The sequence below is a fragment of the Modestobacter lapidis genome, assembly GCF_054780755.1.
Map to the genome: position 1 here is coordinate 483181 of NZ_BAAGVS010000001.1, position 26784 is coordinate 509964.

At 73.0% G+C, this 26784-nt stretch carries 28 protein-coding genes; 18 read left to right on the forward strand and 10 right to left on the reverse strand.

What is annotated here, in order from left to right; genetic code table 11:
• Nucleotides 1–103 precede the first annotated feature (103 nt).
• From gcvH to ACYVG5_RS02255, 6 genes are all read right to left on the reverse strand, one after another.
• A complete protein-coding gene (gene gcvH, locus ACYVG5_RS02230; protein ID WP_222048019.1) occupies nt 104–508 on the reverse strand; it encodes a glycine cleavage system protein GcvH in 405 nt (134 codons plus the stop codon).
• 102 nt (nt 509–610) lie between these two features.
• Entirely contained in the window at nt 611–1426 is an 816-nt protein-coding gene (locus ACYVG5_RS02235) for a DUF881 domain-containing protein (RefSeq protein WP_222048022.1), read from the reverse strand.
• Complete coding sequence (locus ACYVG5_RS02240; protein WP_222048025.1) at nt 1423–1755, reverse strand: small basic family protein; 333 nt, start codon at nt 1753–1755, stop codon at nt 1423–1425. The genes ACYVG5_RS02235 and ACYVG5_RS02240 overlap by 4 nt, the downstream gene beginning before the upstream one ends.
• Before the next feature lie 3 nt (nt 1756–1758).
• On the reverse strand, nt 1759–2697 hold the full coding sequence (locus tag ACYVG5_RS02245; RefSeq protein ID WP_222048028.1) for a DUF881 domain-containing protein: 939 nt from the start codon (nt 2695–2697) through the stop codon (nt 1759–1761).
• Nucleotides 2694–3359: a CDP-alcohol phosphatidyltransferase family protein gene (locus ACYVG5_RS02250; RefSeq protein WP_222048031.1), complete on the reverse strand. Its 666-nt coding sequence runs from the start codon at nt 3357–3359 to the stop codon at nt 2694–2696. The genes ACYVG5_RS02245 and ACYVG5_RS02250 overlap by 4 nt, the downstream gene beginning before the upstream one ends.
• Nucleotides 3360–3584: 225 nt before the next feature.
• Nucleotides 3585–4157 carry an AMIN-like domain-containing (lipo)protein gene (locus ACYVG5_RS02255; protein ID WP_222048033.1) on the reverse strand — a complete coding sequence of 191 codons (573 nt, stop codon included), beginning with the start codon at nt 4155–4157 and terminating at the stop codon, nt 3585–3587.
• Nucleotides 4158–4407: 250 nt separating this feature from the next.
• On the opposite strand from ACYVG5_RS02255, the gene ACYVG5_RS02260 reads away from it, so the two are divergent.
• Nucleotides 4408–5577, forward strand: coding sequence for an LLM class flavin-dependent oxidoreductase (locus tag ACYVG5_RS02260; RefSeq protein WP_246630151.1), 1170 nt, complete (start codon nt 4408–4410; stop codon nt 5575–5577).
• A 161-nt stretch (nt 5578–5738) separates the two neighbouring features.
• Nucleotides 5739–6293 (forward strand): DUF6158 family protein, encoded by a 555-nt coding sequence (locus ACYVG5_RS02265; protein WP_222048038.1) that lies wholly within the window; start codon nt 5739–5741, stop codon nt 6291–6293.
• Between the two features lies 1 nt (nt 6294).
• Here ACYVG5_RS02265 and ACYVG5_RS02270 read toward each other — a convergent pair whose 3' ends face one another.
• The gene (locus tag ACYVG5_RS02270; protein WP_246630095.1) at nt 6295–7149 is read right to left on the reverse strand and encodes a PaaX family transcriptional regulator; all 855 of its coding nucleotides are present in this window, start codon (nt 7147–7149) and stop codon (nt 6295–6297) included.
• A 189-nt stretch (nt 7150–7338) separates the two neighbouring features.
• Between ACYVG5_RS02270 and ACYVG5_RS02275 the strand changes: the two genes are divergently transcribed.
• The 5 genes from ACYVG5_RS02275 (at nt 7339) to ACYVG5_RS02295 (ending at nt 12132) form a co-directional block, all read left to right on the forward strand.
• Nucleotides 7339–8559 carry an ABC transporter substrate-binding protein gene (locus ACYVG5_RS02275; protein ID WP_222048041.1) on the forward strand — a complete coding sequence of 407 codons (1221 nt, stop codon included), beginning with the start codon at nt 7339–7341 and terminating at the stop codon, nt 8557–8559.
• Between the two features lie 81 nt (nt 8560–8640).
• Entirely contained in the window at nt 8641–9525 is an 885-nt protein-coding gene (locus tag ACYVG5_RS02280) for a branched-chain amino acid ABC transporter permease (protein ID WP_222048044.1), read from the forward strand.
• A gap of 73 nt (nt 9526–9598) precedes the next feature.
• Complete coding sequence (locus tag ACYVG5_RS02285; protein ID WP_222048047.1) at nt 9599–10642, forward strand: branched-chain amino acid ABC transporter permease; 1044 nt, start codon at nt 9599–9601, stop codon at nt 10640–10642.
• Entirely contained in the window at nt 10639–11430 is a 792-nt protein-coding gene (locus ACYVG5_RS02290; RefSeq protein WP_222048050.1) for an ABC transporter ATP-binding protein, read from the forward strand. The genes ACYVG5_RS02285 and ACYVG5_RS02290 overlap by 4 nt, the downstream gene beginning before the upstream one ends.
• Complete coding sequence (locus ACYVG5_RS02295) at nt 11431–12132, forward strand: ABC transporter ATP-binding protein (protein WP_222048053.1); 702 nt, start codon at nt 11431–11433, stop codon at nt 12130–12132.
• 71 nt (nt 12133–12203) lie between these two features.
• Here the strand turns inward: ACYVG5_RS02295 and ACYVG5_RS02300 are convergent, their stop codons facing one another.
• Nucleotides 12204–12854, reverse strand: a complete 651-nt coding sequence (locus ACYVG5_RS02300) for a GNAT family N-acetyltransferase (protein ID WP_222048056.1) — start codon at nt 12852–12854, stop codon at nt 12204–12206.
• Nucleotides 12855–13039: 185 nt separating this feature from the next.
• On the opposite strand from ACYVG5_RS02300, the gene boxC reads away from it, so the two are divergent.
• The 6 genes from boxC (at nt 13040) to ACYVG5_RS02330 (ending at nt 20051) form a co-directional block, all read left to right on the forward strand.
• Nucleotides 13040–14770, forward strand: a complete 1731-nt coding sequence (gene boxC, locus ACYVG5_RS02305) for a 2,3-epoxybenzoyl-CoA dihydrolase (RefSeq protein WP_460682924.1) — start codon at nt 13040–13042, stop codon at nt 14768–14770.
• 3 nt (nt 14771–14773) lie between these two features.
• The gene (boxB, locus tag ACYVG5_RS02310; protein ID WP_222048059.1) at nt 14774–16255 is read left to right on the forward strand and encodes a benzoyl-CoA 2,3-epoxidase subunit BoxB; all 1482 of its coding nucleotides are present in this window, start codon (nt 14774–14776) and stop codon (nt 16253–16255) included.
• 165 nt (nt 16256–16420) lie between these two features.
• Nucleotides 16421–18118, forward strand: a complete 1698-nt coding sequence (locus ACYVG5_RS02315; protein ID WP_460682925.1) for a benzoate-CoA ligase family protein — start codon at nt 16421–16423, stop codon at nt 18116–18118.
• Nucleotides 18115–19176, forward strand: a complete 1062-nt coding sequence (locus tag ACYVG5_RS02320; protein WP_222048062.1) for an NAD(P)/FAD-dependent oxidoreductase — start codon at nt 18115–18117, stop codon at nt 19174–19176. Before ACYVG5_RS02315 ends, ACYVG5_RS02320 begins: the two co-directional genes overlap by 4 nt.
• A gap of 27 nt (nt 19177–19203) precedes the next feature.
• Nucleotides 19204–19536 (forward strand): ferredoxin, encoded by a 333-nt coding sequence (fdxA, locus tag ACYVG5_RS02325; protein ID WP_222048065.1) that lies wholly within the window; start codon nt 19204–19206, stop codon nt 19534–19536.
• Complete coding sequence (locus tag ACYVG5_RS02330; RefSeq protein WP_222048068.1) at nt 19533–20051, forward strand: gamma carbonic anhydrase family protein; 519 nt, start codon at nt 19533–19535, stop codon at nt 20049–20051. Before fdxA ends, ACYVG5_RS02330 begins: the two co-directional genes overlap by 4 nt.
• Nucleotides 20052–20080: 29 nt before the next feature.
• Here ACYVG5_RS02330 and ACYVG5_RS02335 read toward each other — a convergent pair whose 3' ends face one another.
• Both ACYVG5_RS02335 and ACYVG5_RS02340 read right to left on the reverse strand, forming a co-directional pair.
• Nucleotides 20081–20797 (reverse strand): SDR family NAD(P)-dependent oxidoreductase, encoded by a 717-nt coding sequence (locus ACYVG5_RS02335; protein ID WP_222048071.1) that lies wholly within the window; start codon nt 20795–20797, stop codon nt 20081–20083.
• A gap of 69 nt (nt 20798–20866) precedes the next feature.
• Nucleotides 20867–21727, reverse strand: a complete 861-nt coding sequence (locus ACYVG5_RS02340) for an amidohydrolase family protein (protein ID WP_222048074.1) — start codon at nt 21725–21727, stop codon at nt 20867–20869.
• Nucleotides 21728–21953: 226 nt separating this feature from the next.
• On the opposite strand from ACYVG5_RS02340, the gene ACYVG5_RS02345 reads away from it, so the two are divergent.
• The 5 genes from ACYVG5_RS02345 (at nt 21954) to ACYVG5_RS02365 (ending at nt 26703) form a co-directional block, all read left to right on the forward strand.
• Nucleotides 21954–22823 carry a 3-hydroxyacyl-CoA dehydrogenase family protein gene (locus tag ACYVG5_RS02345; RefSeq protein WP_460682926.1) on the forward strand — a complete coding sequence of 290 codons (870 nt, stop codon included), beginning with the start codon at nt 21954–21956 and terminating at the stop codon, nt 22821–22823.
• The gene (locus ACYVG5_RS02350) at nt 22820–23596 is read left to right on the forward strand and encodes an enoyl-CoA hydratase-related protein (RefSeq protein WP_222048077.1); all 777 of its coding nucleotides are present in this window, start codon (nt 22820–22822) and stop codon (nt 23594–23596) included. Before ACYVG5_RS02345 ends, ACYVG5_RS02350 begins: the two co-directional genes overlap by 4 nt.
• A gap of 105 nt (nt 23597–23701) precedes the next feature.
• The gene (locus ACYVG5_RS02355) at nt 23702–24613 is read left to right on the forward strand and encodes an LLM class flavin-dependent oxidoreductase (protein ID WP_222048080.1); all 912 of its coding nucleotides are present in this window, start codon (nt 23702–23704) and stop codon (nt 24611–24613) included.
• Between the two features lie 63 nt (nt 24614–24676).
• The gene (gene paaZ, locus ACYVG5_RS02360) at nt 24677–26248 is read left to right on the forward strand and encodes a phenylacetic acid degradation bifunctional protein PaaZ (RefSeq protein ID WP_222048083.1); all 1572 of its coding nucleotides are present in this window, start codon (nt 24677–24679) and stop codon (nt 26246–26248) included.
• A complete protein-coding gene (locus ACYVG5_RS02365) occupies nt 26245–26703 on the forward strand; it encodes a MaoC family dehydratase (RefSeq protein WP_222048087.1) in 459 nt (152 codons plus the stop codon). Before paaZ ends, ACYVG5_RS02365 begins: the two co-directional genes overlap by 4 nt.
• The last annotated feature ends 81 nt before the right edge of the window (nt 26704–26784 follow it).

The following is a 26784-nucleotide window of genomic DNA, read 5'->3' on the forward strand; positions in this document are numbered from 1 at the left end:
GGTCAACCGAACGTCCGGGGTGCGGATGGGGTGCCCCGGTCGCGCCTCGGACGTCGTGACGATCATAGTGACCGGGGTTCCTCCCGCGATCGCGGGAGGTCGGTCAGGAAGCGTCCACGACGGCCTGGTAACCGGCCGCGTCGAGCAACGCGGCGGTGGGGTCCTCGCCGCCGCCGCTCACCCTGATCTCGATCAGCCAGCCCGCGCCGTAGGGATCGGAGTTCACCGTCTCCGGCTGGGCCTCGAGCGCCTCGTTGCGAGCGGTGACGACGCCGGCGACGGGGGCGTAGACGTCCGAGACCGACTTGGTCGACTCGACCTCGCCGATCGGGGTGCCCACGACGACCTCCTCGCCGACGTCGGGCAACTGGACGAACACGATGTCACCCAGCGCGTCCTGGGCGTGGTCGGTGAGGCCCATCCGCACGACGGTCGCCTCACCCGTGGAGCCCTGGACCTGCGCCCACTCGTGCTGCTCGGTGTAGCGGCGGTCCTCGGGCGTGGCCATGCGGGCTCCAGGGTGAGCGGGGGCAGGGGTGGGTGCGTTCATGGGCCTCGGTGCAGGGGCCCGGTCCGGGCGGAGCGAGGGCTGGGGAGCACCGATCCTTCGTCAGTCGCCGTCGGCCGGCTCAGCGTATTGAGGCATGTCCAGCTGCCGCAACGCGTCGACGACGACCAGGTCGCTCTGGACCAGGTCGACGGTGCCGTCGCGGAGCCGGACCTTGTCGACGACGCCGTTGGGGATGTTCATCGCCGTGGCCATGTCCTGCGGAGAGCCGATCACCTGGAAGACGTAGGGCGCCTCCACCGGCTGGCCGTCGAGCGCGAGGTCGCCGGGGCTGCCGGTGACCGCGGTGCTCACCCCCACCCGGACGTCGTCGATCTGCATGGTCTCCGCCCCGGCGCCCCGCAGCTCCTGGATGGCGTCGAGCAGGACGGCTGCGGGCACCCGGTCCATCGGGTCGCGGATGGTCATCTCCAGCCCCGGCCCCTGCGCCGGCAGGGTTCCGTTGAGGATGCCCAGGGCCTGGGACCGCTCCCGGGCCTCGGCCAGGGCGGCTTCGGCCTGGCTGTCGGAGCTGCCGAGCTGAGCGAGGGCGCTGCGCTGCTCGGCGATCTGCTGCCGCAGCCGGTCCTCCCGGCCGGTGAGGTCGTCGAGGATCCGGACGAGGTCCTCCTCGCGGGCCCCGGCCAGGGCCTGGCCGTCGTCGGTGGTGCGCACCTGGACGGCGAAGGCGAAGCCGAGCAGCAGGGCGAGCACGCCGATGAGGGCGGCGGCCAGCAGATCACCGCGCTGCTTCCGGCGGGGCGCCGGGGCAGCGGGCCCGTCGTCGGCGGTCGCCGGCTCGGGACGCACACTCTCCTGCGCCGGACGCACCTCGTCCGGCGTCCCGTCGCCCGGGTCACCGCTCGACGGCGTGGTCATGCGCGGAACAGGTGCCGTCGGATGGCCGCGGCGTTGCCGAAGATGCGGATGCCCAGCACCACCACCACGGCAGTGGACAGCTGGGCGCCGACGCCCAGCTGGTCACCGAGGAAGACGATCAGCGCGGCGACGACGACGTTGGAGACGAAGGAGACGACGAACACCTTGGCGTCGAAGATGCCGTCGAACCGGGCCCGGACGCCGCCGAAGACGGCGTCCAGCGCGGCCACCACCGCGATGGGGAGGTAGGGCTGCAGCCAGAGCGGGACGCTGGGATCGAGGATCAGGCCGAGCACGACACCGACGGCGAGGCCGAGGATGGGGATCATGCATCAGCCTCCGTTGGTGGGTGTCGGGGTGGAGCCGGCGTCGGCCGACCGTTCCAGCGGCCGCGCGAACCGCAGCTCGGCACCCCTGCCCGCCGGGAGGGACAACTCGTCGGATCGGGCGAACTCGAACGTCAGACCGTAGTCCCTCTCCAGGCCGGCGACGTACGTCGCCTCGGGCGAGCTCAGGAAGCCGTTGGCCAGCTCGTCGGGGTCGCCGATGGCCGAGACCTGGTACGGGCTGGCGACCGGCCGGAAGTCGACCAGGATCGCCCCGCCGGCCTGCCGGATCGCGGTCGTGGGCCCCAGCCGCTGGCCGTTGATGCCGATCGCCTCGGCCCCCGCCGACCACAGCGCGTTGACCACGAGCTGGAGGTCGCTGTCCTGCACCAGGCCGGCCAGCGCGATCTCCGGGGAGCCGCCGACCGGGTCGGAGTCGGCATCGGCCGCGGCGTTGCCCAGGGTGACCCGCAGCCCGGGGCCGGTGACCGCGACGACCCCGGCCCCCTGTTGCGCGGCGGCGAGCCGGGTCAGCGCGTTCTGCCCGATGGCGGTGGCGTCCAGCGCGGCCTCCCGGGTGCGGGTCACCTCGACGATGAGCTCGTCCAGCTGCTCGGCGAGGTCGTCGGTGGTCGCCGACTGCGTCCGGATGTCCTCGATCAGGGCCTCCCGGACCTGCTCGCGGCCCTGCGCACCCTCCGCGGCCTCCCGGTAGGCCACCGCGGCCAGGAGGCCGGCGACGACCAGGGTGGCCGCGACGAGCAGGCTGCTGGCGCGGCGGCTGCGGATCTCGCCGGTGCCGCCGGTGGCCGCGGCCCGCGCCCGGCGGTCGGCGGCCGCCCGCTCGTAGGCCGGGTCGAGGGTCTCGGCCAGGACCTGGTCGAGCAGCGAGGCGCCCAGCGAGCGTTGCCGCCCCGGCACCGGACTGCCCGTGTCCCCGCTCACGGCCGCCCGCCGGCGAACCGCTCGCCGCGGAGCAGTCCGACCGCCTGGACGACGTAGAGCACCCCGGCCAGCAGGTACAACGCGCCGCCCCACGCGGTGAGGGCGTAGGCGAACGGCCGGGCGATGCTGGCCAGCGGCCCGTCACCGTCGGCCAGGAGCAGCAGCGGAAAGGCGTACAGCAGCAGGAAGGTGGCCGCCTTGCCGAGGTAGTGGACCTGCAGCGGTGGCCAGCCGGCCCGGCGCAGGAGCAGGAGCACGATGCCGAGGACGAGTTCCCGACCGACCAGGACGGCGACCACCCACAGCGGGACGACGTCGCGCAGCACGAAGGCGACCAGCGTGGCGATGATGTACAGCCGGTCGGCGGCGGGGTCCAGCAGCGCGCCCAGCTTGCTCTCCTGGCCCCAGGCGCGGGCCAGCTTCCCGTCGGCCCAGTCGGTGAACCCCGAGATCATCAGCACGATGACCGCCCAGCCGTCGGCCTCCGGCCCGAGCAGGAGCCAGAGGAACAGCGGCACGCCCAGCAGCCGTAGCAGCGACAGCGCGTTGGGCAGCGTGGCCACCCGGTCGCCCAGGTCGTCGCGGGACGCGACTGCTCCCGGACGCCGTCCATCGGCCCCGCCGCCGGGCTGCCCATCTGCCCGACCGTCCGTCGCCGTCACCGATCCTCCGCCTCGCCGTCCACCGCCAGCCAGGTTAGTGCCCGGGACCGGCGGTCCCTGTGTTGCGGCTCGTGCGGTGTCGGCCGGGTGGCGGGCTCCTTCTCGCCGGGCGACCACTTGATATGTCGACGCAGTGTTGGGGATAACGGTCGAATCACCGACCGGCGTGGGCAGCCGCCCGCCCGGGATCAGGACGGTACGGCGAACCGGATCAGCGCCGGAACGTCACCACTCGTGGGCGACGTCGACGACCAGCCGCGCGCCCTCGGACGAGTCGGCGTTCCCGGACAGCACGAACACCCGGAACGGCAACCGCGCCCGCGTGCCGAGGCCGAGGGATGTCTGCCCCTCGAAGGAGCCGGCCCAGGCGACCTGCTGCAGGGTGCGGTGGCCGCTGACGTCGACGACCTCGGCGGGGTCGGACGGCAGGAAGGTCGGCCGGCGGGCGTCGTCGTACGCCGGTGCCTGCACGATGAGCCGGAGCACCGCGCCGCCGCGCAGCGGGACCGGCTCGCCGGATCCCTGCGCGGTCAGCCGCGGAACGTACCGCGCGTCGTAGGCGTCGGTGGCTCCGGAGAGGTCCACCACCAGCCGGTCGAAGCAGTCGTGCTGTCCGGTCCGCACGTCGACGACGGCGCCTTCCGGCACCGGGCCGCCGGGCTCGACCTCGGGCAGGGACCCCCACCAGATCCCGCAGTAGGGAGTGGCCGCGGCGGCCGGTGACACCAGGCCGACCGCCACGGCCATGACACCGGCCAGCACCAGCGGGAGCCGGCGGAGTGAACGGGCACTGAACATGACGGACCTCCATCGGTTGCCTTCCACCAGCGTCCCGCAGTGATCGGGCACCCACCTGGTCAGGGCGACATCGTCACCGCCTCCCCGAGCGTGTCGTCCGCAGATCGCAATGTGTGCCGCGCCGGCGGCGACCGAACAGCGGAGTTCCCGTGACCCACCGCATACTCGGCCTACCGCACCCGCGGGCCCCAGCCGGGCCCGGCCGCGTTCCCCGGTCCACCGACGCACCCGAGGAGTTCCCGTGTCCAAGATGCGCTTCGGCATCTTCATGCCGCCGTTCAACAGCCCGCCCACCCAGAACCCGACGACCTCGCTGCAGCGCAACGTCGAGACCATCCAGCTGCTGGACCGGCTGGGCTTCGACGAGGCCTGGATCGGCGAGCACCACTCGGCCGCGACGGAGATCATCGCCGACCCGCTCACCTTCATCGCGCACGTCGGCGCGATCACCCGGGACATCAAGTTGGGCACCGGCGTGGTCTCCATCCCGTACCACAACCCGTTGTGGGTGGCCGACCGCGCGATCCTGGTCGACCACCTGCTCCGCGGCCGGCTCATGCTCGGGGTGGGCCCGGGCTCGCTGCCCACCGACGCCGCGATGATCGGCCTGGAGCCGGCGCAGCTGCGCCCGGCGCTGGCCGAGGACCTCGACGTCCTGCTGCGCCTGCTGCTCAGCGAGGAGCCGGTGTCGGTGAAGACCGACCGGTACGAGCTGGTCGACGCCCGCTGCCAGCTGGCTCCTTTCCAGGACCCGTGCTTCGAGCTGGCGGTCGCCGCGACCGCCTCGCCCACCGGCCCGACCCTGGCGGGGAAGTACGGGCTCGGGATGCTCTCGGTCGGTGCCACCACCAAGGAGGGGTTCGACGTCCTCGGTCACCACTGGAACGTGCTGGAGGCCGAGGCGGCCGCGGCCGGCCGGACTCCGGACCGGTCCCGCTGGCGGTTGATGGGCCCGATGCACATCGCCGAGACCCGGGAGCAGGCCGTCGAGGACATCCGCTACGGGTTCGACGCGTTCGCCGACTACACGCAGAAGACGCTGGCCCTGCCGCCGGTCCGCATCCCCGGGGACACCTTCGACGAGCGGCTGGCCTGGATCGACGAGAGCGGGTGGGGCGTGGTGGGCACGCCCGATGACGCGATCGCCCAGATCCAGCGGCTGGTCGACCAGTCCGACGGCGGGTTCGGCTGCTACATCCTGCTGCAGCACGACTGGGCGAACTGGCAGGCCACCCAGCGCAGCTTCGAGCTGTTCGCCCGGCACGTCATCCCGGCCTTCCAGCCGTCGCAGCGGCGGCTGCTCGCCGCCGAGGCGTGGGCCCGCAGCAAGCACAGCGAGCTGGACGCCAAGAACGGCGCAGCCATCCAGGCGGCATCCGACAGGTACGCCCAGGAGAAGGCCGCCGCCGGCCAGGCCTGAGCTGCAGGAGGCCGCCGGGACCACCCGGCGGCCTCCCCTGCCGGCCCGGCCCTGGTGACGGTCGCCACCCGCCGGCACCCCGGGAGATGACAGTGCACGACCCACACAGCACGATGGGATCCCGGTCACGTACGGCCGGACACCGAACGAGGGAGCGGCAGATGAGCGACCGACCGGGCATCCCCGCCCGCGAGTTGTCCGACGAGGAGCTGGAACGCCAGGGCGTGCACGCCCACGCCATGCGCCACTGGGTGTTCCTGCACGGCACCGCCGAGCAGTTCCGCACGCACACCGAGCGGATGCTGGAGCTGGAGCAGGAGTACCTCCGCCGGCACCCGCAGCGCACCTGGCAGGGATCGGGCGGCGAGGCCGCCACGGGCTCACGCGACGACCGGATCCGCGACCTGGTGCTCACCTTCTCCCGGGCCATCACGGCGCTGCTGGACGAGGCCCCGCCCGCGGCGTCGGCCGGCGGGACCCCGCGGCTGGACCCCGCGGCGGCGCAGGCCGCCCTGCTGCAGCGCTTCGCCGAGGCCCCGGGCGGCCGGATGCACAAGCTGGAGGCGCACCACATCGCCCGGGAACTCACCTCCGACAGCCACCTGGTGGCGCGCCTCTACCGGCAGGAGCCGTCCCTGCTGCAGGCCGAGCGGGACATGCGGGTCATCACCGACGCCGGACGGGCCTGGCTGGCCGAGCACGCCGTGCCGGCCTGAGTCAGTCCTGCCGGGCGACGGACTCCCACGCCAGCTGGGCTCGCGGAGCCCAGCTGGCGTGCCGCTCCCGGAACACCTCCGCGGCCCGGTTGCCGCTCCACCGGGGGGGCAGCAGCTCCCGGGGCAGGCCGGGATCCAGCAGCGGGAACCGCCGCCACTCCTGGATCAGCCGCACCTGGGCCACCAGCGCCTGACGGTCGGTCCGCGGCCGACGACGGCTCACCAGGTCGAGAAAGTGCTCGTACCGGCGCTCGATGACGTCGAGGTCCCAGGCGCTCCGGGCCAGTGACCGCTCGTCCCCGACCTGCCCGGCCGATGCCAGGAAGGACCAGCTCCCGGCCAGCAGCCCGAGGTCGTCCAGCACCCGGTGCGCCTCCGGCTCGCGGCCCGTCCGTGGGGTGACCCAGGTGCTGGCGTTGACCGACCCCAGCCCGGCCCAACCCAGCTGGGTGCGCAGCCGCTGGCGCAGCGCCCGCTTGTTCTCCGGCACCCCGACGGTCATCACCAGCCAGCGCCCGTCCCACGCCCGTTCGTCGGCGGCGAAGCCGTAGATGCGGTCGGTGCCCGCCCGCAGCAGCCGGGTGCCGGCGCCGGTGAGCGCCCAGCGCGTCTCCCGGCCCACCCGGCTGCCCTCGATCCAGCCGCTGTCAGCGGTCCGCATGATCGCCTGGCGCGCGGCCTTCTCGGCGACGTCGAGGTCGGCGAGCAGTTCGATGAGCGTCGCGGTCCACACCGGCCGGCCACTGGGCAGCACGAACTCACCGAGCACGGTGAGCAGCAGGCTGCGCGCACTCGCGGCGCCCAGCTCCTGACGCCGCGTCACGAACGGCCCTTCGACGACCTCCACGCCCGCCATCCTGGCATCCTCCGGTGGTGGCGTTCCCGGCTGCCGGGCCGACGCCCCACCACGGGGTGGTCACGACTCGGCCACAACGGCCGCGGAAGGCCCTGTGAGGCTTGACACCAGCGGATCGCGCACTACAGGCTTTGTCGCCAACGGACGTGCGATGTAGCACGTCACGAGATGTTCGGAGTGTGTGTGTCCATGGCACAAGGATCGTCCCGACGGAACGGAACCCGACTCGGCGTCGGGCTGCTGGCCCTGACCCTGACCGCCGCCTGCGGTGGCGGCGGCAGCCTCGGCGGTGACGAGGGCGGCGGTGAAGGTGGCGGCGAGGCCGGCGGCACCGTCACCGTCGGGCTGGTCATCCCCCAGGCCGGCGTGTACACGCCGCTGGGCGAGGACATGCAGCAGGGCTGGGATCTCTACCTGGACCAGCACGACGGTCAGCTCGGCGGGTACGAGGTCGAGACCGTCGTCGCCGACGAGGGCGAGAGTCCCGACACCGGCGTCCCGGCCGTCCAGCGGCTGCTGACCGAGGGGGAGGTCGACGCCCTGGTGGGCATCGTGAACTCCGCCACGGCGCTGGGGGTGGCCGAGCAGGTGGCCGAGGCCCAGATCCCGCTGATCGTCGCCAACGCCGGCGCCGAGGCCGTCACCAAGGACGCGGGCAACCCCTACGTGTGGCGCACCTCGTTCACCAACGCGCAGGTCGCCGCGGCGATGGGTGAGCACCTCGCCGCCGAGGGCGTCGGCCCGGTCTACGTCATGGCGCCGGACTACGCGGCCGGCCAGGAGGTCGTGGCGGGCTTCACCGAGGCCTACGAGGCCGCCGGCGGCACCGTGGCAGGCCAGACGCTGACCCCCTTCGGCAGCACCCAGGACTTCCAGCCCTTCCTGTCCAACGTCCAGTCCTCCGGCGCCGAGGCGGTCTTCGTCTTCTACGCCGGCGGCGAGGCCGTGAGCTTCGTGCAGCAGTACGACGCCTTCGGGCTCAAGGACAGCACCCCGCTGTACGGGTCGGGCTTCCTGACCGAGGGCAGCGTCCTGGACGCACAGGGCGAGTCCGCAGTCGGGGTGCGCACGTCGCTGCACTACTCCACCGAGATCGACAACCCGGCCAACACCGAGTTCGTCGCCGCCTACCAGGAGGCCTACGGCGAGCTGCCGACGACGTACGCGGTGCAGGCCTACGACGCCGCCAACGTGCTCGACAGTGCGCTGGAGGGAGTCGAGGAGGTCAGTGGCCAGGCGATCGCCGAGGCTCTCGAGACCGTGGGCGAGATCGACGACAGCCCCCGTGGGCCGTGGACGTTCAACGGCCAGACGCCCGAGCAGACCATGTACCTGCGCGAGGTGGCCGAGGTGGACGGCACCCTGCGCAACACCGTGGTCACCGACCTCGGCGTGTTCGCCCAGCCCTAGTCCAGCGCTGACCGGCGGCCGCGGTCGGGGTGTTCGCACCCCGACCGCGGCCGCCGGTCCATGCGGAGCGGAGGTTCTTCCATGGCCGGCTGGTTCGACGCGAACCTGGTCAGCATCCTCAACGGGTTCGCCATCGGCTCGTTGCTGTTCATCCTCGCCGTGGGCCTGTCGATCGTCTTCGGGATGATGGACGTGCTCAACCTGGCGCACGGCGCCTTCTTCCTCGTCGGCTCCTACCTGGCGGTCAGCTTCGTGGCCGGCGTCTCCTGGGGTGGTTTCCTCGCCGCGCTGGCCGTCGCCGCCCTGTTCGGCCTGCTCGCCGGCGGGGTGCTCTCGGGCATGACCGAACCACTGGCGCGCCGGCCGATCCTCGACCAGGCCCTGCTCACGCTGGGCATCTCACTGATCGTCGCCGAGGTCCTGTCGATCATCTACGGCAACAACGTCCGTTCGGTGCCCGGCCCCCCCGGGCTGGACGGCAGCGTGCAGGTCGCCGGCAGCACCTATCCCACCTACCGGCTGATGCTCATCGCGGTCGGGCTGCTGCTGGCCCTCGTGGTCTGGCTGGTCGTGGAGCGGACCTCGATCGGCGCGCTCGTGCGGGCCAGCGTCGCCGACCGGGAGATGGTCTCGGCGATGGGCATCGACAACCGGAAGGTCAAGTTCGCCGTCCTCGGGATCGGCTCGATGCTGGCCGCCGTCGCCGGAGTGCTCGGCGCCCCGGTCTACGGTGCCCGGCCGGGCCTGGACAAGACGATCCTCATCCTCGCGCTCGTCGTCGTCGTCATCGGCGGCCTCGGCTCGGTCCGGGGCGCCCTCATCGGCGCGCTGGTCATCGGCCAGGTCGAGTCACTGGGCCGGGCACTGCTGCCCGAGCTGGCGTCCTTCATCCTGTTCGGGACCCTCGCGCTGGTGCTCATCATCCGGCCGCGGGGCCTCTTCGCCGGAAAGGTGGCCCACTCGTGAGCGAGCTTACGAGTTCGCGCAGGGGTACAGCAGCGCCGCGAATGCGGCCGACGAGCGCCAGCGAGGAGGACTCATGAGCGTGGTCCCCGACAGCTCGACCGACGCCTCCGGCGTCGGCGCCGACCCGAGGACCGGCCCGGCGCCGGGCCCGTCCCGGGCCGCCCGGCTGGCCACGCGCGGCATCCCGCTGCTCGTCCTGCTGGTGCTGCTCGCATCGGCCCCGCTGTTCGCCGCTCCGTTCACCGCGAACACGCTGTCCCGGATCCTGATCTTCGCGCTGTTCGCGGTGAGCCTCGACCTGCTCGTCGGCATCACCGGACTGCCCTCCCTCGGGCACGCCGCGTACTTCGGGGTGGGCGCCTACACCGCCGGCCTGGTGTCGATCCACTGGACCAGCGCAGCCCCCGTCCCGGTCCTGCTGGCCGCAGCCGTAGGGGCGCTGGCCGCGGTGGCCACCGGCTGGCTGGCGGTGCGCAGCGGCGGGGTGTACTTCCTGATGCTCACGCTGGCCATCGGTGAGCTGGTGCACCAGCTCGCGCAGAGCCTGTCGTCGGTGACCGGCGGCTCGAACGGCCTGTTCGGGATCCCGAGCGTCCGGATCGGGGGCGAGCCGCTGACCCTGGCCGGCTACGTCTACTGGTACGTGCTGGCCGTGGCGGTGCTCGGCTTCCTCGGGCTCTGGCTGGTCGCGCGCTCCCCGTTCGGTGCCACGTTGCGCGGCATCCGCGACAACGAGCCCCGCATGCGGTCGCTGGGCTACTCGCCGTTCCGCTACAAGTACCTGGCGTTCGTCGTCGCGGGCGGGTTCGCCGGGCTGGCCGGTGGCCTCTTCGCCGCCCTGGTACGCATCGTCAACCCGAGCGACGCCGGCTTCACCACCAGTGCGCTGATCCTCCTCGCGGTGGTCCTGGGCGGCGCCGGGACGCTGTGGGGCCCGGTGCTGGGCGCGGCCGTCGTCGTGCTCGTGCGGGACACCTTCGGGCCCCAGCTGGACGGGCACGGTCCGCTCCTGCTCGGGGTCGTGTTCGTCGTCGCGGTGTACGTGCTGCCCCGCGGCTTCGCCGGTCTCGCCGGCCTGGTTCCCGGTCGCCGGCGCTCAACGGGAGGCACCGCATGAGCACCACCCTGCTGTCCCTGTCCGGCGTGAGCCGGCACTACGGCGCCCTCCGGGCCGTGGACGACGTCTCGATCGACGTCCCGGCCGGTGCGCGGCACGCGCTCATCGGGCCCAACGGCGCCGGCAAGAGCACCCTGTTCAAGCTGGTCACCGGCTCGATGCCGGTCTCGGCCGGCACGGTCACGCTGGACGGCACGGACATCACCCAGCTGCCCGAGCACCAGCGGGCGCGGCGGGGTGTCAGCCAGACGCTGCAGCACTCGAGCCTGTTCCTGTCCCAGAGCGTGCAGGACAACGTGCTGCTCGCCGCGCAGCGCCAGCACCGCAGCCGTCGCTCGCTCCTGCCGCGGCGGCAGGCCGCCGCCCGGGACCGGGTGCGCGGCCTGCTGGTGGACGTGGGCCTGGAGGCGCGGGCCGACACCCCCGTCGCTGCGCTGTCCCACGGCGAGCGGCGTCAGCTGGAGGTGGCCATCGCGCTGGCGTGCGAGCCGAAGCTGCTGCTGCTCGACGAACCCGCGGCGGGCATGTCGCCGGCGGAGAGCTCACGGTTGGTCGGCCTGCTCCAGTCGCTGCCCGCGTCGGTGACGCTGGTCATCGTCGAGCACGACCTCGACGTCGTCTTCGCTTTGGCCACGTCGGTGACCGTGCTCCACCTCGGGCAGGTGCTGCTCACCGGCAGCCCCGACGAGGTGCGGGCCAGCGCGGCGGTCCAGGAGGCCTACCTCGGCACCGGACGCGAAGCGCTCTTCCTCGACCACCCGGGATCGACCCAGATGGAGGTGAGCTGAGTGCTGGAGGTCCGCGGACTGGAGTCCGGGTACAAGCGGAGCACGGTGCTGCAGGGGGTCGACCTCGACCTCGCGGCGGGGCAGGTGCTCGGCCTGCTGGGCCGCAACGGAGTCGGCAAAACCACGTTGATCAACACGCTGATGGGGCTGGTGACACCGTCGGCGGGCAGTGTGCGGCTCGAGGGCGCGGATCTGGCCGGTCGCCGGCCCGACGTGATCGCCCGCGCCGGCGTGGCGCTGGTCCCGCAGGGCCGCCGGGTGTGGGCGCCGCTCACCGTCGCCGAGCACCTGGCCCTGGCCGCGCGCCGGGGACGCGGGCGGGGGCCGTGGGACACCGCCCGGGTGATCGAGCTGCTGCCCCGGCTGGGCGAGCGGGACCGGCACCAGGCCGGTCAGCTCTCCGGCGGCGAGCAGCAGATGCTGGCCATCGCGCGGGCCCTGCTGACCAATCCGCGGCTGGTGCTGATGGACGAGCCCTCCGACGGGCTGGCCCCGGCGGTGGTCGACTCGATCGGTGAGGTGATCGCCGGCATGAAGCAGGAGGGCGTCACGCTCGTGGTGGTCGAGCAGGACCTCCACCTGGCCTTCGCGGTGGCCGACGAGATCGCGGTGATGGACAAGGGGCGGGTGGTGCACCGCTCCCCCACGTTGGAGTTCCGCCGCGACAGCTCGATCGCGCACGCGCTTCTCGGCGTCGCCTGACCGAACCGCGCCTCCCGACCCATCCGCATCCGGCGGCCGGCTCCCTGGGAGCCGGCCGCCGGATGCGCGTCTCAGAACCGGTGCTGCTCCTGGTCCACGTAGCCGCCCTGGTCCTCGGCGCCCGGTCCGAGCGGTTCGCTCTCCACGTCGGCGTCCACCGACCGCGGTCGGACCGCTGCCCGGTCCCGTTCGGCCACGTACCGCGAGCGCCGTCCCTCGTCGGGCTCGGCAGCTCGACCGGTTCCGGGACGGCCGCCCTGGTGCTGCCCGATGTCCCTGGTCCGGTCCCCCACCTGCTTGCGCAACCGCCCGTCCTCGGTATCGGCGAAGCCCCGGGCGCAGAACCACGCCGTCACCGCATCACGCTCCGGATGTGTGTCGCGCACCACATTGACGACGTAGTTGAGTCCGCGCGCGGCGGCCTCCTCCTCCAGCCGGGCGAGGGTGAAGGCCCCGGCACCGGTTCCCCGGGCGTCGGCGTCGATGGCGAGCAGGATCTCCGCGTCCCCCCACACGTCGTCCAGCCAGCCGTACCCGACGACCCCGTCGGGACCTTCGACCCGCCACCAGTCCCCGGACAGCCGATCGCCGGGGTGCCGGGTCTCAGCCCGGAAGACTCCCTCCGGAACGGTGCTGAAGACTCGTTCCCGGGCGGCATCCCAGCGGGGATCGGGCTCCTTCACCCAGTTCAATCGAGTCGTTCCCGTTTCCGCCGTCACCATGTCGGTTCCTCTCGGTAGGTCGGCCCGTACCCGCCTCAGCGTCGCAGATCCACGATGGAGCGAGGAAGATGGGAGCTACGCCACATGTCTACACTCGGCCGACGGGTTGCACTTCCGTCTGTAGCACGTCAGGATGGGATCGGAAGCCCGCGGGACCCCCTCGCACAGCAAGCCCTGGAGGCAGCGTGACCACTCTCGAAGACGCCCGTCAGGCCGACGCCGGAACGGAGGCTGCCGCGGCTGCACCCCAGCCGGCCCCGACCGTCTCCTTCGACACGTCGCCTGAGGCCTACAAGCACTGGTCCCTGTCGGTCGACGGCGAGATCGCGACACTGCTGCTCAACGTGGCCGAGGACGGCGGGATCGTCCCGGGCTACGAGCTGAAGATGAACAGCTACGACCTCGGCGTGGACATCGAGCTCCACGACGCGGTGCAGCGGCTCCGCTTCGAGCACCCCGAGGTCAAGGCCGTCGTGGTGACCAGCGGCAAGGACCGGATGTTCTGCGCCGGCGCCAACATCAAGATGCTGGCGGCCTCCTCGCACAGCTGGAAGGTGAACTTCTGCAAGTTCACCAACGAGACCCGCAACGGCATCGAGGACGCGACCGCGAACTCCGGCCTGCCCTTCATCGCCGCGGTGAACGGCACGGCCGCCGGTGGCGGCTACGAGCTGGCGCTGGCGTGCGAGGAGATCGTCCTCATCGACGACAGCTCCTCGGCCGTCTCGCTGCCCGAGGTGCCCCTGCTGGGTGTGCTGCCCGGCACCGGCGGTCTGACCCGGGTGGTGGACAAGCGCGGCGTCCGGCGCGACCTGGCCGACATCTTCTCCACCACCGCCGAGGGCGTCCGCGGTGACCGCGCCGTCCAGTGGCGCCTCGTCGACGCCGTCAGCAAGGCCAGCGACTTCCCGGCGGAGATCGCCAGCCGGGCAACGGCGGCCGCCGCGACCTCCTCGCGTCCGGGGGCCGGCGCCCGCGGCGTGGCCCTCACCCCGCTGCAGCGCGAGGTGGACGGCGACACCACCCGCTACCAGCACGTGCGCGTGGTGCTCGACCGGGCGGCCGGCACCGCGACCATCACGGTGCTCGGGCCCACCGGCGTCCCCTCCTCCATCGAGGAGCTGCACGAGCAGGGCGACCAGGGCTGGCTGCTGGCCGCCACCCGCGAGCTCGACGACGCGATCCTCCGGCTCCGCACGAACGAGCTCGGTCTGGGCACCTGGCTGCTGCGCACCGAGGGCGACGTCGAGACCGCCATCGCGATGGACCAGTTCCTGCTGGACCACCGTGATGACTGGCTGGTCAACGAGCTCATCGGCTTCTTCAAGCGCACCGTCAAGCGGCTGGACACCACGTCCCGCAGCCTGTTCGCGCTGATCGAGCCGGGCAGCTGCTTCGCCGGTGCGCTCGCCGAGATCGCCTTCGCCGCCGACCGCTCGTTCATGCTCGAGGGGCAGTTCGAGGACGACGACGAGCCCAAGCCCCCGGCGGTCCTCCGGCTCGACGAGTTCAACACCGGACTGCTGCCGATGGGCAACGACCTCACCCGGCTCCAGGTGCGTTTCCTGGGCTCTGCCGCGGAGCTGGCCGCAGCCGAGGCCGCCGTCGGCCGTGACCTGCTCGCCGCCGACGCCCTCGAGCTCGGCCTGGTGACGGGCACGCCGGACGACATCGACTGGGAGGACGAGGTCCGCCTGCTCCTCGAGGAGCGGGCCAGCTTCTCCCCCGACGCGCTGACCGGCATGGAGGCCAACCTGCGCTTCGCCGGGCAGGAGACCCCGGAAACCAAGGTCTTCGGCCGGCTGACCGCCTGGCAGAACTGGATCTTCCAGCGGCCGAACGCCGCTGGTCCCGAAGGAGCGCTGCGCCGGTACGGGACCGGCCAGCGGGCTGACTACGACAGGAAGCGGGTCTGATCCATGACCACCACCGAGAGCACCCCGGCGACCGGAACGGTCACCGGCGAAGCCCCCACCCCGACCGGTCCGCTGTCGAAGATCGACTACAGCGAGAAGATCCCCAACAACGTCAACCTGGCCGGTGACCGGAAGCTGCAGCGCGCACTGGAGAGCTGGCAGCCGAAGTTCCTGGACTGGTGGAAGAACCTCGGTCCCTCCATCCCGACCCACGACGTCTACCTGCGCACCGCGGTCGCGGTCGGCCGGGACGGCTGGGCGCACTTCGACCGGGTGCCGATGGAGGACTACCGCTGGGGCATCTTCCTCGCCGAGGCGGACCCCGACCGGAAGGTCAACTTCGGCCAGCACAAGGGCGAGCCGGCGTGGCAGGAGGTCCCGGGCGAGTACCGCTCCGACCTCCGCCGGCTGATCACCGTGCAGGGCGACACCGAGCCGGCCTCGGTCGAGCAGCAGCGGCACCTGGGCATGACCGCGCCGTCGCTCTACGACATGCGCAACCTCTTCCAGGTCAACGTGGAGGAGGGCCGGCACCTGTGGGCGATGGTCTACCTGCTGCAGGCCTACTTCGGGAAGGACGGGCGCGAGGAGGCCGAGGAGCTGCTCAAGCGCAACTCCGGTGACTTCGACAGCCCCCGCATCCTTGGCGCCTTCAACGAGGAGACGACCGACTGGCTGCAGTTCTTCATGTTCACCTACTTCACCGACCGGGACGGCAAGTACCAGCTCGGCACGCTGAAGGAGAGCGCCTTCGACCCGCTGGCCCGCACCTGCGAGTTCATGCTCAAGGAAGAGGCGCACCACATGTTCGTCGGGACCACCGGCGTGCAGCGCACCGTCCAGCGGACCGCGCAGCTGATGAAGGAGCACGGCACCGACGACATCTGGAAGTACGGCGGCATCCCGCTGTCGGTCATCCAGAAGTACCTGAACTTCCAGTACTCGGTGTCGATGGACCTGTTCGGCTCCGAGACGTCGTCCAACGTGGCCGGGTACTACACCTCCGGGCTCAAGGGCCGGTGGATGGAGACCCGCCGCAAGGACGACCACCTGCTGCACGACCTCACGATGGACGTGCCGATCATCGAGGACGGGCGGATGAGCACCCGCAACGTGCCGATGCTGACCGCGCTGAACCTCGACCTCCGCAACGAGTACGCCGCGGACTGCGAGAACGGCGTCAAGCGGTGGAACCAGGAGCTGGAGGACGCCGGGCTCGACGAGCGGCTGACCGTTCCGCACGAGGGGTTCAACCGCAAGGTGGGTGTGTTCGCCGGCCACAACGTCACGCCGACTGGCGAGATCGTCGACGACGCCACCTGGGAGCGGATCTCGCACGAGGCCCTGCCCAGCCCGGAGGACCGCGCCCAGGTCGCCGAGCTGATGGTCCCGCACTACGAGGCCGGTGACTTCGCCGGCTGGATCGCGCCGCCGTCGGTCGGCATCAACTCGCTGCCGGTCGAGTACGACTACGTCCGCTTCTGAGTTCGACGCCGGTCGAGTGCGTGGGTGAACCAGCGCACTCGACTGGGCTGCGGCCGGGCCCTTCCCGGGGCCCGGCCGCAGCCATGACCTCAGGTACTCCAGCGGCAGCACCGCCGGTACCGGACCCAGCCGGAACGACTCCACGGCACTGAAGGGACTCCCAGCGTGGCCATCCTCGACACCGCACCACCCGCGACACCCGGCCTCCCGGCCGGTACCGGAACCTCCACGGGGCAGGAGACCTTCAACGCCGCGGAGTGGCTGGTCACCCGGCACGCCCTCGCGACGCCCGACCGGCGGGCGATCACCGCCATCGACCTGGACGGCAGCGTCCGGACGCTCAGCTACGCCGAGGTCGAGACAGCGGTCCACCAGTTCGCCGCGGCGCTGCTGGCCTCCGGCGTGCGCCCGGAGGAGCGCCTGCTGCTGTGCCTCGGGGACAGCCCCGAGCTGCTCATCGCCTTCCTGGCGGGAATGCGGATCGGCGCGGTGCCCGTACCGGTCAGCACGATGCTCAAGCCCAAGGACATCGCCCTGATGGCCCGGGACAGCCGGGCCCGGATGCTGGTCGTGAGCTCGGAGTTCGTCGCGCTCGCCCCCGCGGTCGGCGGCCTGCCGGACCTGGCCGACGTCGTGGTGCTGACCGCCGACGCCCTGCCCGAGGTGGCGGGTCCGCGGGTCCGCAGCTGGGACACGTTCGTATCCGACGGCGCCGACTGCCTCGACCGGGTGGCCACGCCCTACCCGACCGTCCCCGACTCCCCCGCCTTCTGGCTCTACACCTCCGGCACCACCGGTACGCCCAAGGGGGCGATGCACCGGCACGGGTCGCTGCGCGACACCGCGGAGACCTACGCCCGGGACGTGCTGGCGATCGGCCCGGACGACGTGACCTTCTCGGTCGCCAAGTTCTTCTTCGCCTACGGCCTGGGCAACACCCTGACGTTCCCGTTCTCCGTGGGCGCCAGCGTGGTGCTCGACCGGTCCCGGCCCAGCCCGGCCGGCACGCTGCGGGTCCTCCAGGACCACCGCCCCACGCTGTTCTTCGGGGGCCCGACCTACTACGCCGCCCTGCTCGCCGCCGGGCTGCCGGGCGATGCGTTCGCCGGCGTCCGCGCCTGCGTGTCGGCGGGCGAAGCCTTCCCGGCCCCGCTGTTCGAGCGCTTCACCAGCACCTTCGACGTGGAGATGCTCGATGGCATCGGGTCCACGGAGATGCTGCACATCTTCATCTCCGGCCGCCCCGGACGTACCCGGGCGGGCGCCACCGGCGAGGTCGTGGCCGGGTACGAGGCGAAGATCGTCGACGACGACGGTCAGCCCGTCCCCGACGGCACGCCGGGCAACCTCTACGTGCGCGGCAACTCGGCGGCGACCGGCTACTGGTGCCGGACGGAGACCACGCGCCGGGTGTTCGAGGGCGCCTGGGTGCGCACCGGCGACACGTACGTGCGCAGCGAGGACGGCTTCTTCGCGTCGCTGGGCCGCACCGACGACATCATCAAGGCCGGCGGCATCTGGGTCTCCCCCACCGAGGTCGAGGAACGGCTGCGACTGCACCCCGAGGTCGTCCAGGTGGTCGTGGTGTCGGTCCCCGACGTCGACGGGCTGGACAAGCCGGTGGCCTGCGTGGTCCTCAACCCGGGGTCGGCCACGACCGCCGAGGACCTGGTCGCCCACTGCCGCGAGGGCCTGGCCGCCTTCAAGCGGCCGCGGCACGTGCTGGTGTTCGACGATCTGCCCCAGACCGCGACCGGCAAGCTCCAGCGCTTCCGGGTCCGCGAGCTGGCCCTGGCCCGCATCGACGGTGCGGGCGCCCCTTCCGCCCCTTCCGCCCCTCTCGCCCCCGGAGGCCCCGCATGACCGCCACGGACACGCTGGCACCCACCGACGCGAGCGGCACCGGACGCGACGTCGAGGTCGACCTGCTCGTCGTCGGCGCCGGCCCGGCCGGCCTGTACGCCGCCTACTACGCCGGCTTCCGCGGGCTGCGGACGGCGATCGTGGACAGCCTCTCGGAGCCCGGTGGCCAGGTGATGGCGCTGTACCCGGAGAAGAACATCTACGACGTGGCCGCACTCCCGGCGATCAAGGGCCGCGACCTGGTGGCCGGGCTGGTGGAGCAGGCCGCCCGGTTCGAGCCGGTGTACGTGCTCGGCGAGCGTGCCGAGAGCCTCACCAACGCCGCGGGCCAGCGCCCCCGGCCCGGTGACCGGCTGATTGTGACCACCGACCGCGGCACCCGCATCCACTGCGGCGCCGTGGTGATCACCGGCGGGATCGGCACCTTCACCCCCCGGCCGCTGCCCGGCGGCGCGGAGTGGGAGGGCCGCGGACTGACCTACGTGGTCAAGGAGCTGGCCGCCCACGCCGGGCAGGACGTCGTCATCGTCGGCGGCGGGGACAGCGCCGTGGACTGGGCGCTGGCCCTGGCCGACATCGCCTCGTCGGTGACGCTGGTGCACCGCCGGAAGGCCTTCCGCGCCCACGCCGCGAGCGTGGCCGACATGGAGGCCGGCCCGACCGTCGTCGTCACCGATGCCCAGGTGAGCTCGGTCGAGGGCGAGGACCGGGTGCACACCGTCCAGGTGAAGCACAAGGACGGGTCGATCACCCCCCACAAGGCACAGGCCGTGATCGCCGCCCTCGGCTTCACCGCCGACATCGGCCCGCTGGAGACCTGGGGCATCGACATCGTCGACCGCAAGATCCTGGTCGACACCGCGATGCGCACCTCGGTGTCCGGCGTCTACTCCGCCGGCGACATCACCGAGTACCCGGGCAAGGTGCGGTTGATCTCGGTAGGTTTCGGGGAGGCAGCCACCGCCGTGAACAATGCGGCCACCTATCTCGACCCCGACCAGCCGCTCTTCCCAGGGCACAGCAGCGACGACCCCGCCGGCATCGGCGCCCCCGCCTGAGCCCCATCGCACCCGAGGAGACATCCCGTGCCCTACGTCATCGGCGCCGAGTGCATCGACACCACCGACATGTCCTGCGTCGAGGAATGCCCGGTCGACTGCATCTACGAGGGTGACCGCAAGCTCTACATCAACCCCAAGGAGTGCATCGACTGCGGGGCCTGCGAGCCGGTCTGCCCGGTCGAGGCGATCTCGCAGGACCGCCGGGTGAGCGCGGACAACGAGCCGCACATCGCCGACAACCGGCGCTTCTTCGTCGAGCCGCTGCCCGGTCGGGACGAGCCGGTGGGCAGCCCCGGCGGTGCCTCGAAGGTCGGCCGGATCGGGGCGGACACCGAACTCGTCGCCGACCAGGGGTGACCCTCTACGCGCTCGACGGCGTCGCCCCCGTCCTCCACCCGACCGCCTGGGTGCACCCCGACGCGACCGTGATCGGCCGGGTGGAGCTCGGTGCGGAGGTCAGCGTGTGGCCCCAGGCGGTGCTGCGCGGCGACTTCGGCGACATCCGGATCGGCGCGCGGACGTCGATCCAGGACGGCACGGTGCTGCACACGACGGCCGAGCACCCCACGGTGATCGGGGCGGACTGCGTCGTGGGGCACCTCGCCCACCTGGAGGGGTGCACCGTGGGGAACCGAGTGCTCGTCGGCTCGAACTCCGTGGTGCTCAACCGCGCGGTGCTCGGTGACGGCTCGCTGGTCGGGGCGGGGGCCCTCGTCGCCGAGGGCACCGTGGTGCCGCCGGACCACCGGGCGCTGGGCATTCCGGCGCGCGTGCGTCCCGGCGCCGGAACGGCCGGGTTCATCGAGTCGGCGGTCGCGGAGTACGTCGGGAACGCCCGCCGGTACCGCGACGGGCTCAGCCGGGTCGGCTGACCCCAGAGCCGGTCAGCGCAGCCCGCCGGTCAGCGCAGCCCGCCGGTCGCCTCCACCACGGTGCCGGTGACCCAGCGGGCGTCCGGCCCGAGCAGGAAGGTGATCACGCCGGCCAGGTCGTCCGGGGCGCCCAGCCGGCGCAGCGCGGGCGCGCCGGCCATCGCCTCGATCGCCTTCTCGCTCGTGCTCCCGCGCAGCTGCGGGGTGTCGGTCGCGCCCGGCCGCACCACGACCACGCGGATCCCCTGCCGGCCCAGCTCCTTCGCCGCCACCCGGGCGGCCGCCTCGGCCGCGGCCTTGGTCATGACGTAGCTGGCCTGCCGGGGCGGCGCGAGCTCCGCGGCCACCGACGAGACCACCACCACCGCGCCGCCCTCGGGCAGCAGCCGGCCGGCGTGCTGCAGGGCGAGCACCACCGAACGGCCGTTCATCGCCCAGGCGTCGTCGAGCTCGTCGAGGGTCAGCTCGGCCAGCCGGGTGTAGGTCCAGGCGCCGACGCAGTGGACGACCCCGGTCAGCCCCTCCCCTGCCGCCGCGAAGGCCGCGGCCAGCGACTCGGGATCACGCACGTCGCAGTGCACCGTGCGGACGTCGGGGCCCAGCTCGGCGCAGATGCGCCCCGCCCGGTCCGCACCGGTGCGGTGGGTGAACACCACCGGTGTCCCCCCGGCCACCAGGCGACGGACGGTCGCCTCCCCGATCCCACTGCTCCCACCGAGCACCAGCACGGTGCCTGTCTGCGCCATTCGGTCACCCTACGGGAACCGCACCTCGACGCAATGGTGCCGTAGCACGTCGCAGCGGCCGCGGGATGGTCAGGCGGGGTCGAGCCCCGAGTACACCCGGAGCGCGTTGCCGCCCAGCACCAGCGGTACGACGTCCTCGGGCAGCCCGAGCGACGCCACCGCACGGGCGTTCGCCGCCTGGCCGGGCACGCCGGGCCAGTCCGTGCCGTAGATCCACTTGCGCGCCAGCCGGCCGAGGTCGAACCGGCTGTAGTACTCCGGCAGCCGCTTCGGCGGCAGCCCGGACAGCTCGATCCAGACGTTCTCGCGCGAGACCGCCAGGAACGCGGCCGCGTCGTACCACCAGCCCCGGCCGCCGTGGGCCAGCACCACCTGCAGGCCGGGGAAGTCGCGCAGCACCGCGTCGAGGTGCACCGGGTCGGCGAAGGAGTTGGTCGACCCCGGGAAGCTGCTGGTGCCGCAGTGCACGACGAGGGGGACGCCCCGCTCGACCAGCACCGCGTAGGCGGGGTACAGCGCGGGGTCGTCGGTGCGGAAGCCGCCGTGCACGGGGTGCAGCTTCAGCGCGGCCGCACCCAGGTCGAGCTGCCGGGTCAGCTCGCGGGCGATCGGGAAGTGCAGGTGCGGGTTGACGTTGGCGACCGGGCGGAAGCGCCGCGGGTTCTGCGCCACGATGGGCAGCAGGTCGTCGAAGAGCTGGTACCCGGTGGCCTTGGGGCTGTACTCGCAGAACAGCAGCGCGGTGTCGACGCCCTCGTCGGCGAACAACTGGTCCAGCGCCGCCGGCTTCGGCGTGCCGTCCGCGGCCCAGACCTCCTCGAGGATGCCGGGCCGGCCGAACCGGCGGGCCCAGTCGACCCAGGCCGGCGCCAGCGTGGACAGCTGCGGCACGTGGACGTGCGCATCGACGAGGACATGACCGTCAAGCACTGCGGGCTCCGTTCTCCATGGCGGGCGGTCCGGCCGCCGCCTGCCGGTTCACTGTTCCACCGTCGGCCCCGAGCCGGACGACCGGGCTACACGTCGTTCACTTGTGGCAAGGTGTCGTGTAGCACGTCCCGACGTCGAGGAGATCCGTGTCCAGGTCCATTGCCATGCCCAGCCAGCCCAGTCGCGGCGTTCCGCGCCGGGGCTCCGACCAGTCGGCGGTGCCGGCGTGACCGGCGTCCCAGCCCAGGTGGGCGTGATCGGCGGTGGCCGCATGGGTGCGGGCATCGCCCAGGTGTTCCTGGCGGCCGGCGCGCGGGTCGCGGTGGTGGAGGCCGGGGACGCGGCGGCCGAGGCCGCCCGCGGGCGGGTCGCCGACGGCCTCGAGGAGTCGGCCCGGCGGGGCAAGCTCACCGGCCCGGTGGAGGCGGTTCTCGACCGGCTTACCCTGGTCGACGCACCCGGGGAGCTCGACCCGGCCACGGGGCTGGTCGTGGAGGCCGTACCCGAGCGGGCCGAGCTGAAGGTCGCCGTCCTCACCGCCGCGGAGTCGGTGCTGGGGCCGGACGCCGTGCTGGCCACCAACACCTCGTCCCTGTCGGTCTCCGAGCTGGCCGCCGCCCTGCGCCGGCCCGCCCGGTTCCTCGGCATGCACTTCTTCAACCCCGTGCCCGCCTCGAAGCTGGTCGAGGTGGTGGTGGCCCCCGGGACCGCACCCGAGGTGGTCGACGCGACCCGCGGCTGGGTGCAGGCGCTGGGCAAGACCGACGTCGTCGTCCGGGACTCCCCCGGCTTCGCCTCCTCCCGGCTGGGCGTGCTGCTCGGCCTCGAGGCGATCCGGATGCTGGAGGAGGGGGTCGCCGACGCCGCCGCGATCGACGCGGCGATGGAACTGGGCTACCGGCACCCCATGGGCCCGCTGCGCTCCACCGACCTGGTCGGGCTGGACGTGCGGCTGGCCATCGCCGAGTACCTGGCGAGCACGCTGGGCGAGCGCTTCGCACCACCACAGCTGCTGCGGGACAAGGTGGCCGCCGGCGAGCTGGGCCGCAAGACCGGCCGCGGGTTCCACTCCTACGACGACCAGCCCCCGGCATGAGCGACGACGTGCTGCGCGTGGCCGTCTCCCGGGGCGTCGCCACCCTGACGCTGGACTCCCCCGGCAACCGCAACGCCCTGTCCCGGGCGATGCGGGCCCGGCTGCGCACCGCGCTGGCCGACGCGCTCGCCGACGACGCGGTGCGGGTCATCGTGCTCGACCACACCGGACGGGTCTTCTGCTCCGGGATGGACCTGGCCGAGGCGGCCGGCGGCTCGGCCGCGGATCAGGGCGTCCACGAGTTCCCCGAGCTGCTGGAGACGATCTGGCACTCCCCCAAACCGGTGCTGGCCGCCGTCCGCGGCCCGGCGCGCGCCGGCGGGGTGGGCCTGCTCGCCGCCTGCGACGTCGTCGTCGCCGGGAGGTCGGCGACGTTCGGCTTCGCCGAGGTCCGGATCGGGGTGGTGCCGGCCATCATCTCCGCCGTGGTGGTGCCCCGGATGATCCGCAACGCCGCGCACCGGCTGCTGCTCACCGGCGAGGTGTTCGACGCCGGCACCGCCGCGGCGGGTGGGCTGGTGGACCTCGTCGTGGACGACGGCGACGTCGACTCCGCCGTCGCCGGGCAGGTCGCCGCGCTGGCCGCCGGGGCCCCGCTGGCCCTGGCGGAGACCAAGCGGCTGCTGCGCGCCGAGCGTGGCGGGCCGCTGGGGGCCCAGTTCGAGGAGCTGCTGGGCTTGTCGGCCCGGTTCTTCGCCAGCGAGGAGGGCCAGGAGGGGATCGCGGCGTTCCGGGAGAAGCGCCCGGCGCGCTGGGTGCCCGCCGCGGACTGACCGGATCCGGTCGGCCCGCACGACGTCGCACCACGACGTCCTACACCGGGTCGCCCATCCAGTAGGGTTCTCGTAGTATTTTCCATCGTCCCATCGGAGGCCAGCGTGCGCGTCGTGCTCATGCTCAGCAGCGACCAGACCGCCACCGCGACCGAGGCCCGAGCCGCGGAAGAGGCCGGCTACGACGGGGTCTCGACCGGTGAGCACGTGTTCTTCCACGGGCCGGTGACCAACGGGTTCATCGCGATGGCCGCGGCGGCCGGCGCCACGACCCGGATCCGGCTGCTCACCTCCCTGACCGTGCTGCCGCTCTACCCGGCGGCCCTCGCGGCCAAGTTCGCCACCACCCTGGACCAGGTCTCCGGCGGGCGCTTCGACCTGGGCGTGGGCGTCGGCGGGGAACACCCGCCCGAGTTCGTCGCCGCCGGCGTCGAGGTCGGCGAGCGCGGAGCCCGCGCCGACGAGGCGCTGGAGGTGCTCCGCGCGCTGTGGGCGGGCGGGCCGGTCGACTTCGCCGGCCGGTTCACCACCGTTCCCGGGCTGACGCTGGACCCCGGCCCCGTGCAGCCCGGTGGGCCACCGATCTGGCTCGGTGGCCGCCGCCCGCCGGCAATCCGCCGGGCCGGGCGGCACGCCGACGTGTGGATGCCCTACATGTACACACCCGAACAGGTCGCCCGGAGCCTGGCCGAGGTCCGCGACGCGGCGGAGCAGGCCGGCCGCGACCCGTCGTCCGTGCGGGGCTCGGTCTTCTGCTGGGGCGCGGTCCACGAGGACCCGGCCCGGGCCCGGCAGGACGCCGTCGAGACCGTCAGCGCGGTCTACCAGCAGGACTTCGGTCCACTCGCCGACCGCTACCTCCTGCACGGCGACCCCGACCGGGTGGTCGCCCGCGCCCGGGAGTACGCCGACGCGGGCGCCGAGACCCTGGTCTTCTCCCCCTCGGGGGAAGGCGCCCACCGGCAGACCGCCGTCGATCTCTTCAGCCACGCCGTCCTGCCGCGGCTGCACGGCTGACATCCGCCCGTCCGGGGCATCCCCCTCATCGCACCCCCGCAGCCACGTCCAGGAGGACTGACCATGTCGACCACCGCACCCGCCCTCGAGTCCTACGTCTCCGGGCGCTGGCAGTCCGGCACCGACGAGGGCACCACCCTGACCGACGCGGTGACCGGGAACCCGGTCGCCCGGGTGTCCAGCACCGGCGTGGACACCGCCGCCGCGGTCCGCTGGGGCCGGGAGGTCGGCGGGCCCGCGCTGCGGGCGCTGCCCTTCGCCGAGCGCGCGGCGCTGGTGAAGGCGGTGGCGACGGTGCTCGGAGAGGCCCGGGAGGAGCTGTACGAGCTGTCCGCCCGGACCGGCGCCACCCGCCGGGACTCCGCGGTCGACATCGACGGGGGCATCGGCACGCTCGCGGTCTACGCCAGCAAGGGGCGCAAGGAGCTGCCCGAGGGCGACGTCCTCCTCGACGGCGACATCGAGCCGCTCGGGCGCGGGGGAACGTTCGCCGGCCGGCACCTCTACCGCTCCCGGCTGGGGGTCGCCGTGCAGATCAACGCGTTCAACTTCCCCGTCTGGGGCCCCGCAGAGAAGTTCGCGCCCGCGCTGCTGGCCGGTGTCCCGACGATCATCAAGCCGGCCACCCCCACCGCCTACCTCACCGAGCTGATGGTGCGCCGGGTCATCGAGTCCGGAGTGCTGCCCGAGGGTGCGCTGCAGCTGGTCTGCGGCAGCGCCCGGCAGCTGCTCGACGAACTGGACGGCCAGGACTCGGTGTGGTTCACCGGCTCGGCCGACACCGCGGCGGCGCTGCGCCGGCACCCGGCGGTCACCGAGCGCTCGGCCCGGTTCAACGCCGAGGCCGACTCGCTGAACGCCTCGGTGCTCGGCCCCGACGCGGTCGCCGGTACACCCGAGTTCGACCTCTACGTCGACCAGCTGGTCACCGAGATGACGGTCAAGGCCGGGCAGAAGTGCACCGCGATCCGGCGCGCGTTCGTCCCGGCGGCCGCGGCGGACGACGTGGTGGAGGCGGTCCGGTCGCGGCTCGCCGAGGTCGTGGTGGGCAGCCCGGCCGACGAACGGTCGGTCATGGGGGCCCTGGTCAGCCACGAGCAGCGGGACAGCGTCCGGGAGGCCGTCGCCCGGCTCGCCGGCGCCGGCGGGATCGTCTACGGGAACCCGGCGTCCATCGACGTGGTGGGTGCCGACGACACCACCGGGGCGTTCCTCTCCCCGCTGCTGCTGCGCTGCGATGACACCGACCGCCCCGAGCCGCACGACATCGAGGCCTTCGGGCCGGTGAGCACGGTGCTGCCCTACACCGGGACCGCCGACGTCGTCGACCAGCTCGCCCGCGGTGGCGGTAGCCTCGTCGCCTCGGTGGTGAGCGAGGACGCCGCCTTCCAGCGCGACGTCGTGCTGGGTGCCGGTGCGCACCACGGCCGGATGCTGCTGCTGGACCGGCACTCCGCCGCCGAGAACACCGGCCACGGCATCCCCATGCCGCAGCTCGTGCACGGCGGGCCGGGCCGGGCCGGTGGCGGCGAGGAGGAGGGTGGCCTGCGCGCCGTCCTCCACCACATGCAGCGGGTCGCGATCCAGGGCAGCCCGGCCCTGCTGGAGTCCTTCGCGCCCGGTCCGAGGCCGTGACCGAGCGCTGGTTCGCCGACTACGTACCGGGCACGACGAGCGAGTTCGGGCCGATCCGGGTGGACGAGGCCGAGCTGGTCGAGTTCGCCCGGCGGTTCGACCCGCAGCCCTTCCACGTGGACGCGGACGCCGCCGCGGCCGGCCCCTTCAGTGGGCTGATCGCCAGTGGCTGGCACACCGGCGCGCTGATGATGCGGCTGTTCGCCGACGAGTACCTCTCGCCGGTGTCCAGCCTCGGGTCACCGGGGATCGACGAGCTGCGCTGGCCGTTGCCGGTGCGGCCGGGTGACGAGCTCACCCTGCGCACCACGGTCGAGGACGCCCGGCTGTCCCGCAGCAAGCCCGACCGCGGCGTCGTCACCACGCGCATCGAGATGGTCAACCAGGCCGGGGACGTGGTCCTGCGGCTGGTGGCGGTGAACCTGATCCGCGCCCGGCCGGCCCAGGCGCACTGACCCGCTCGCGCCGCCCGGACCGGGACCGATGGTGCGGCGACCCGGGGCTCCTCGTCGACGTGCAACACGCCGTTGACACCC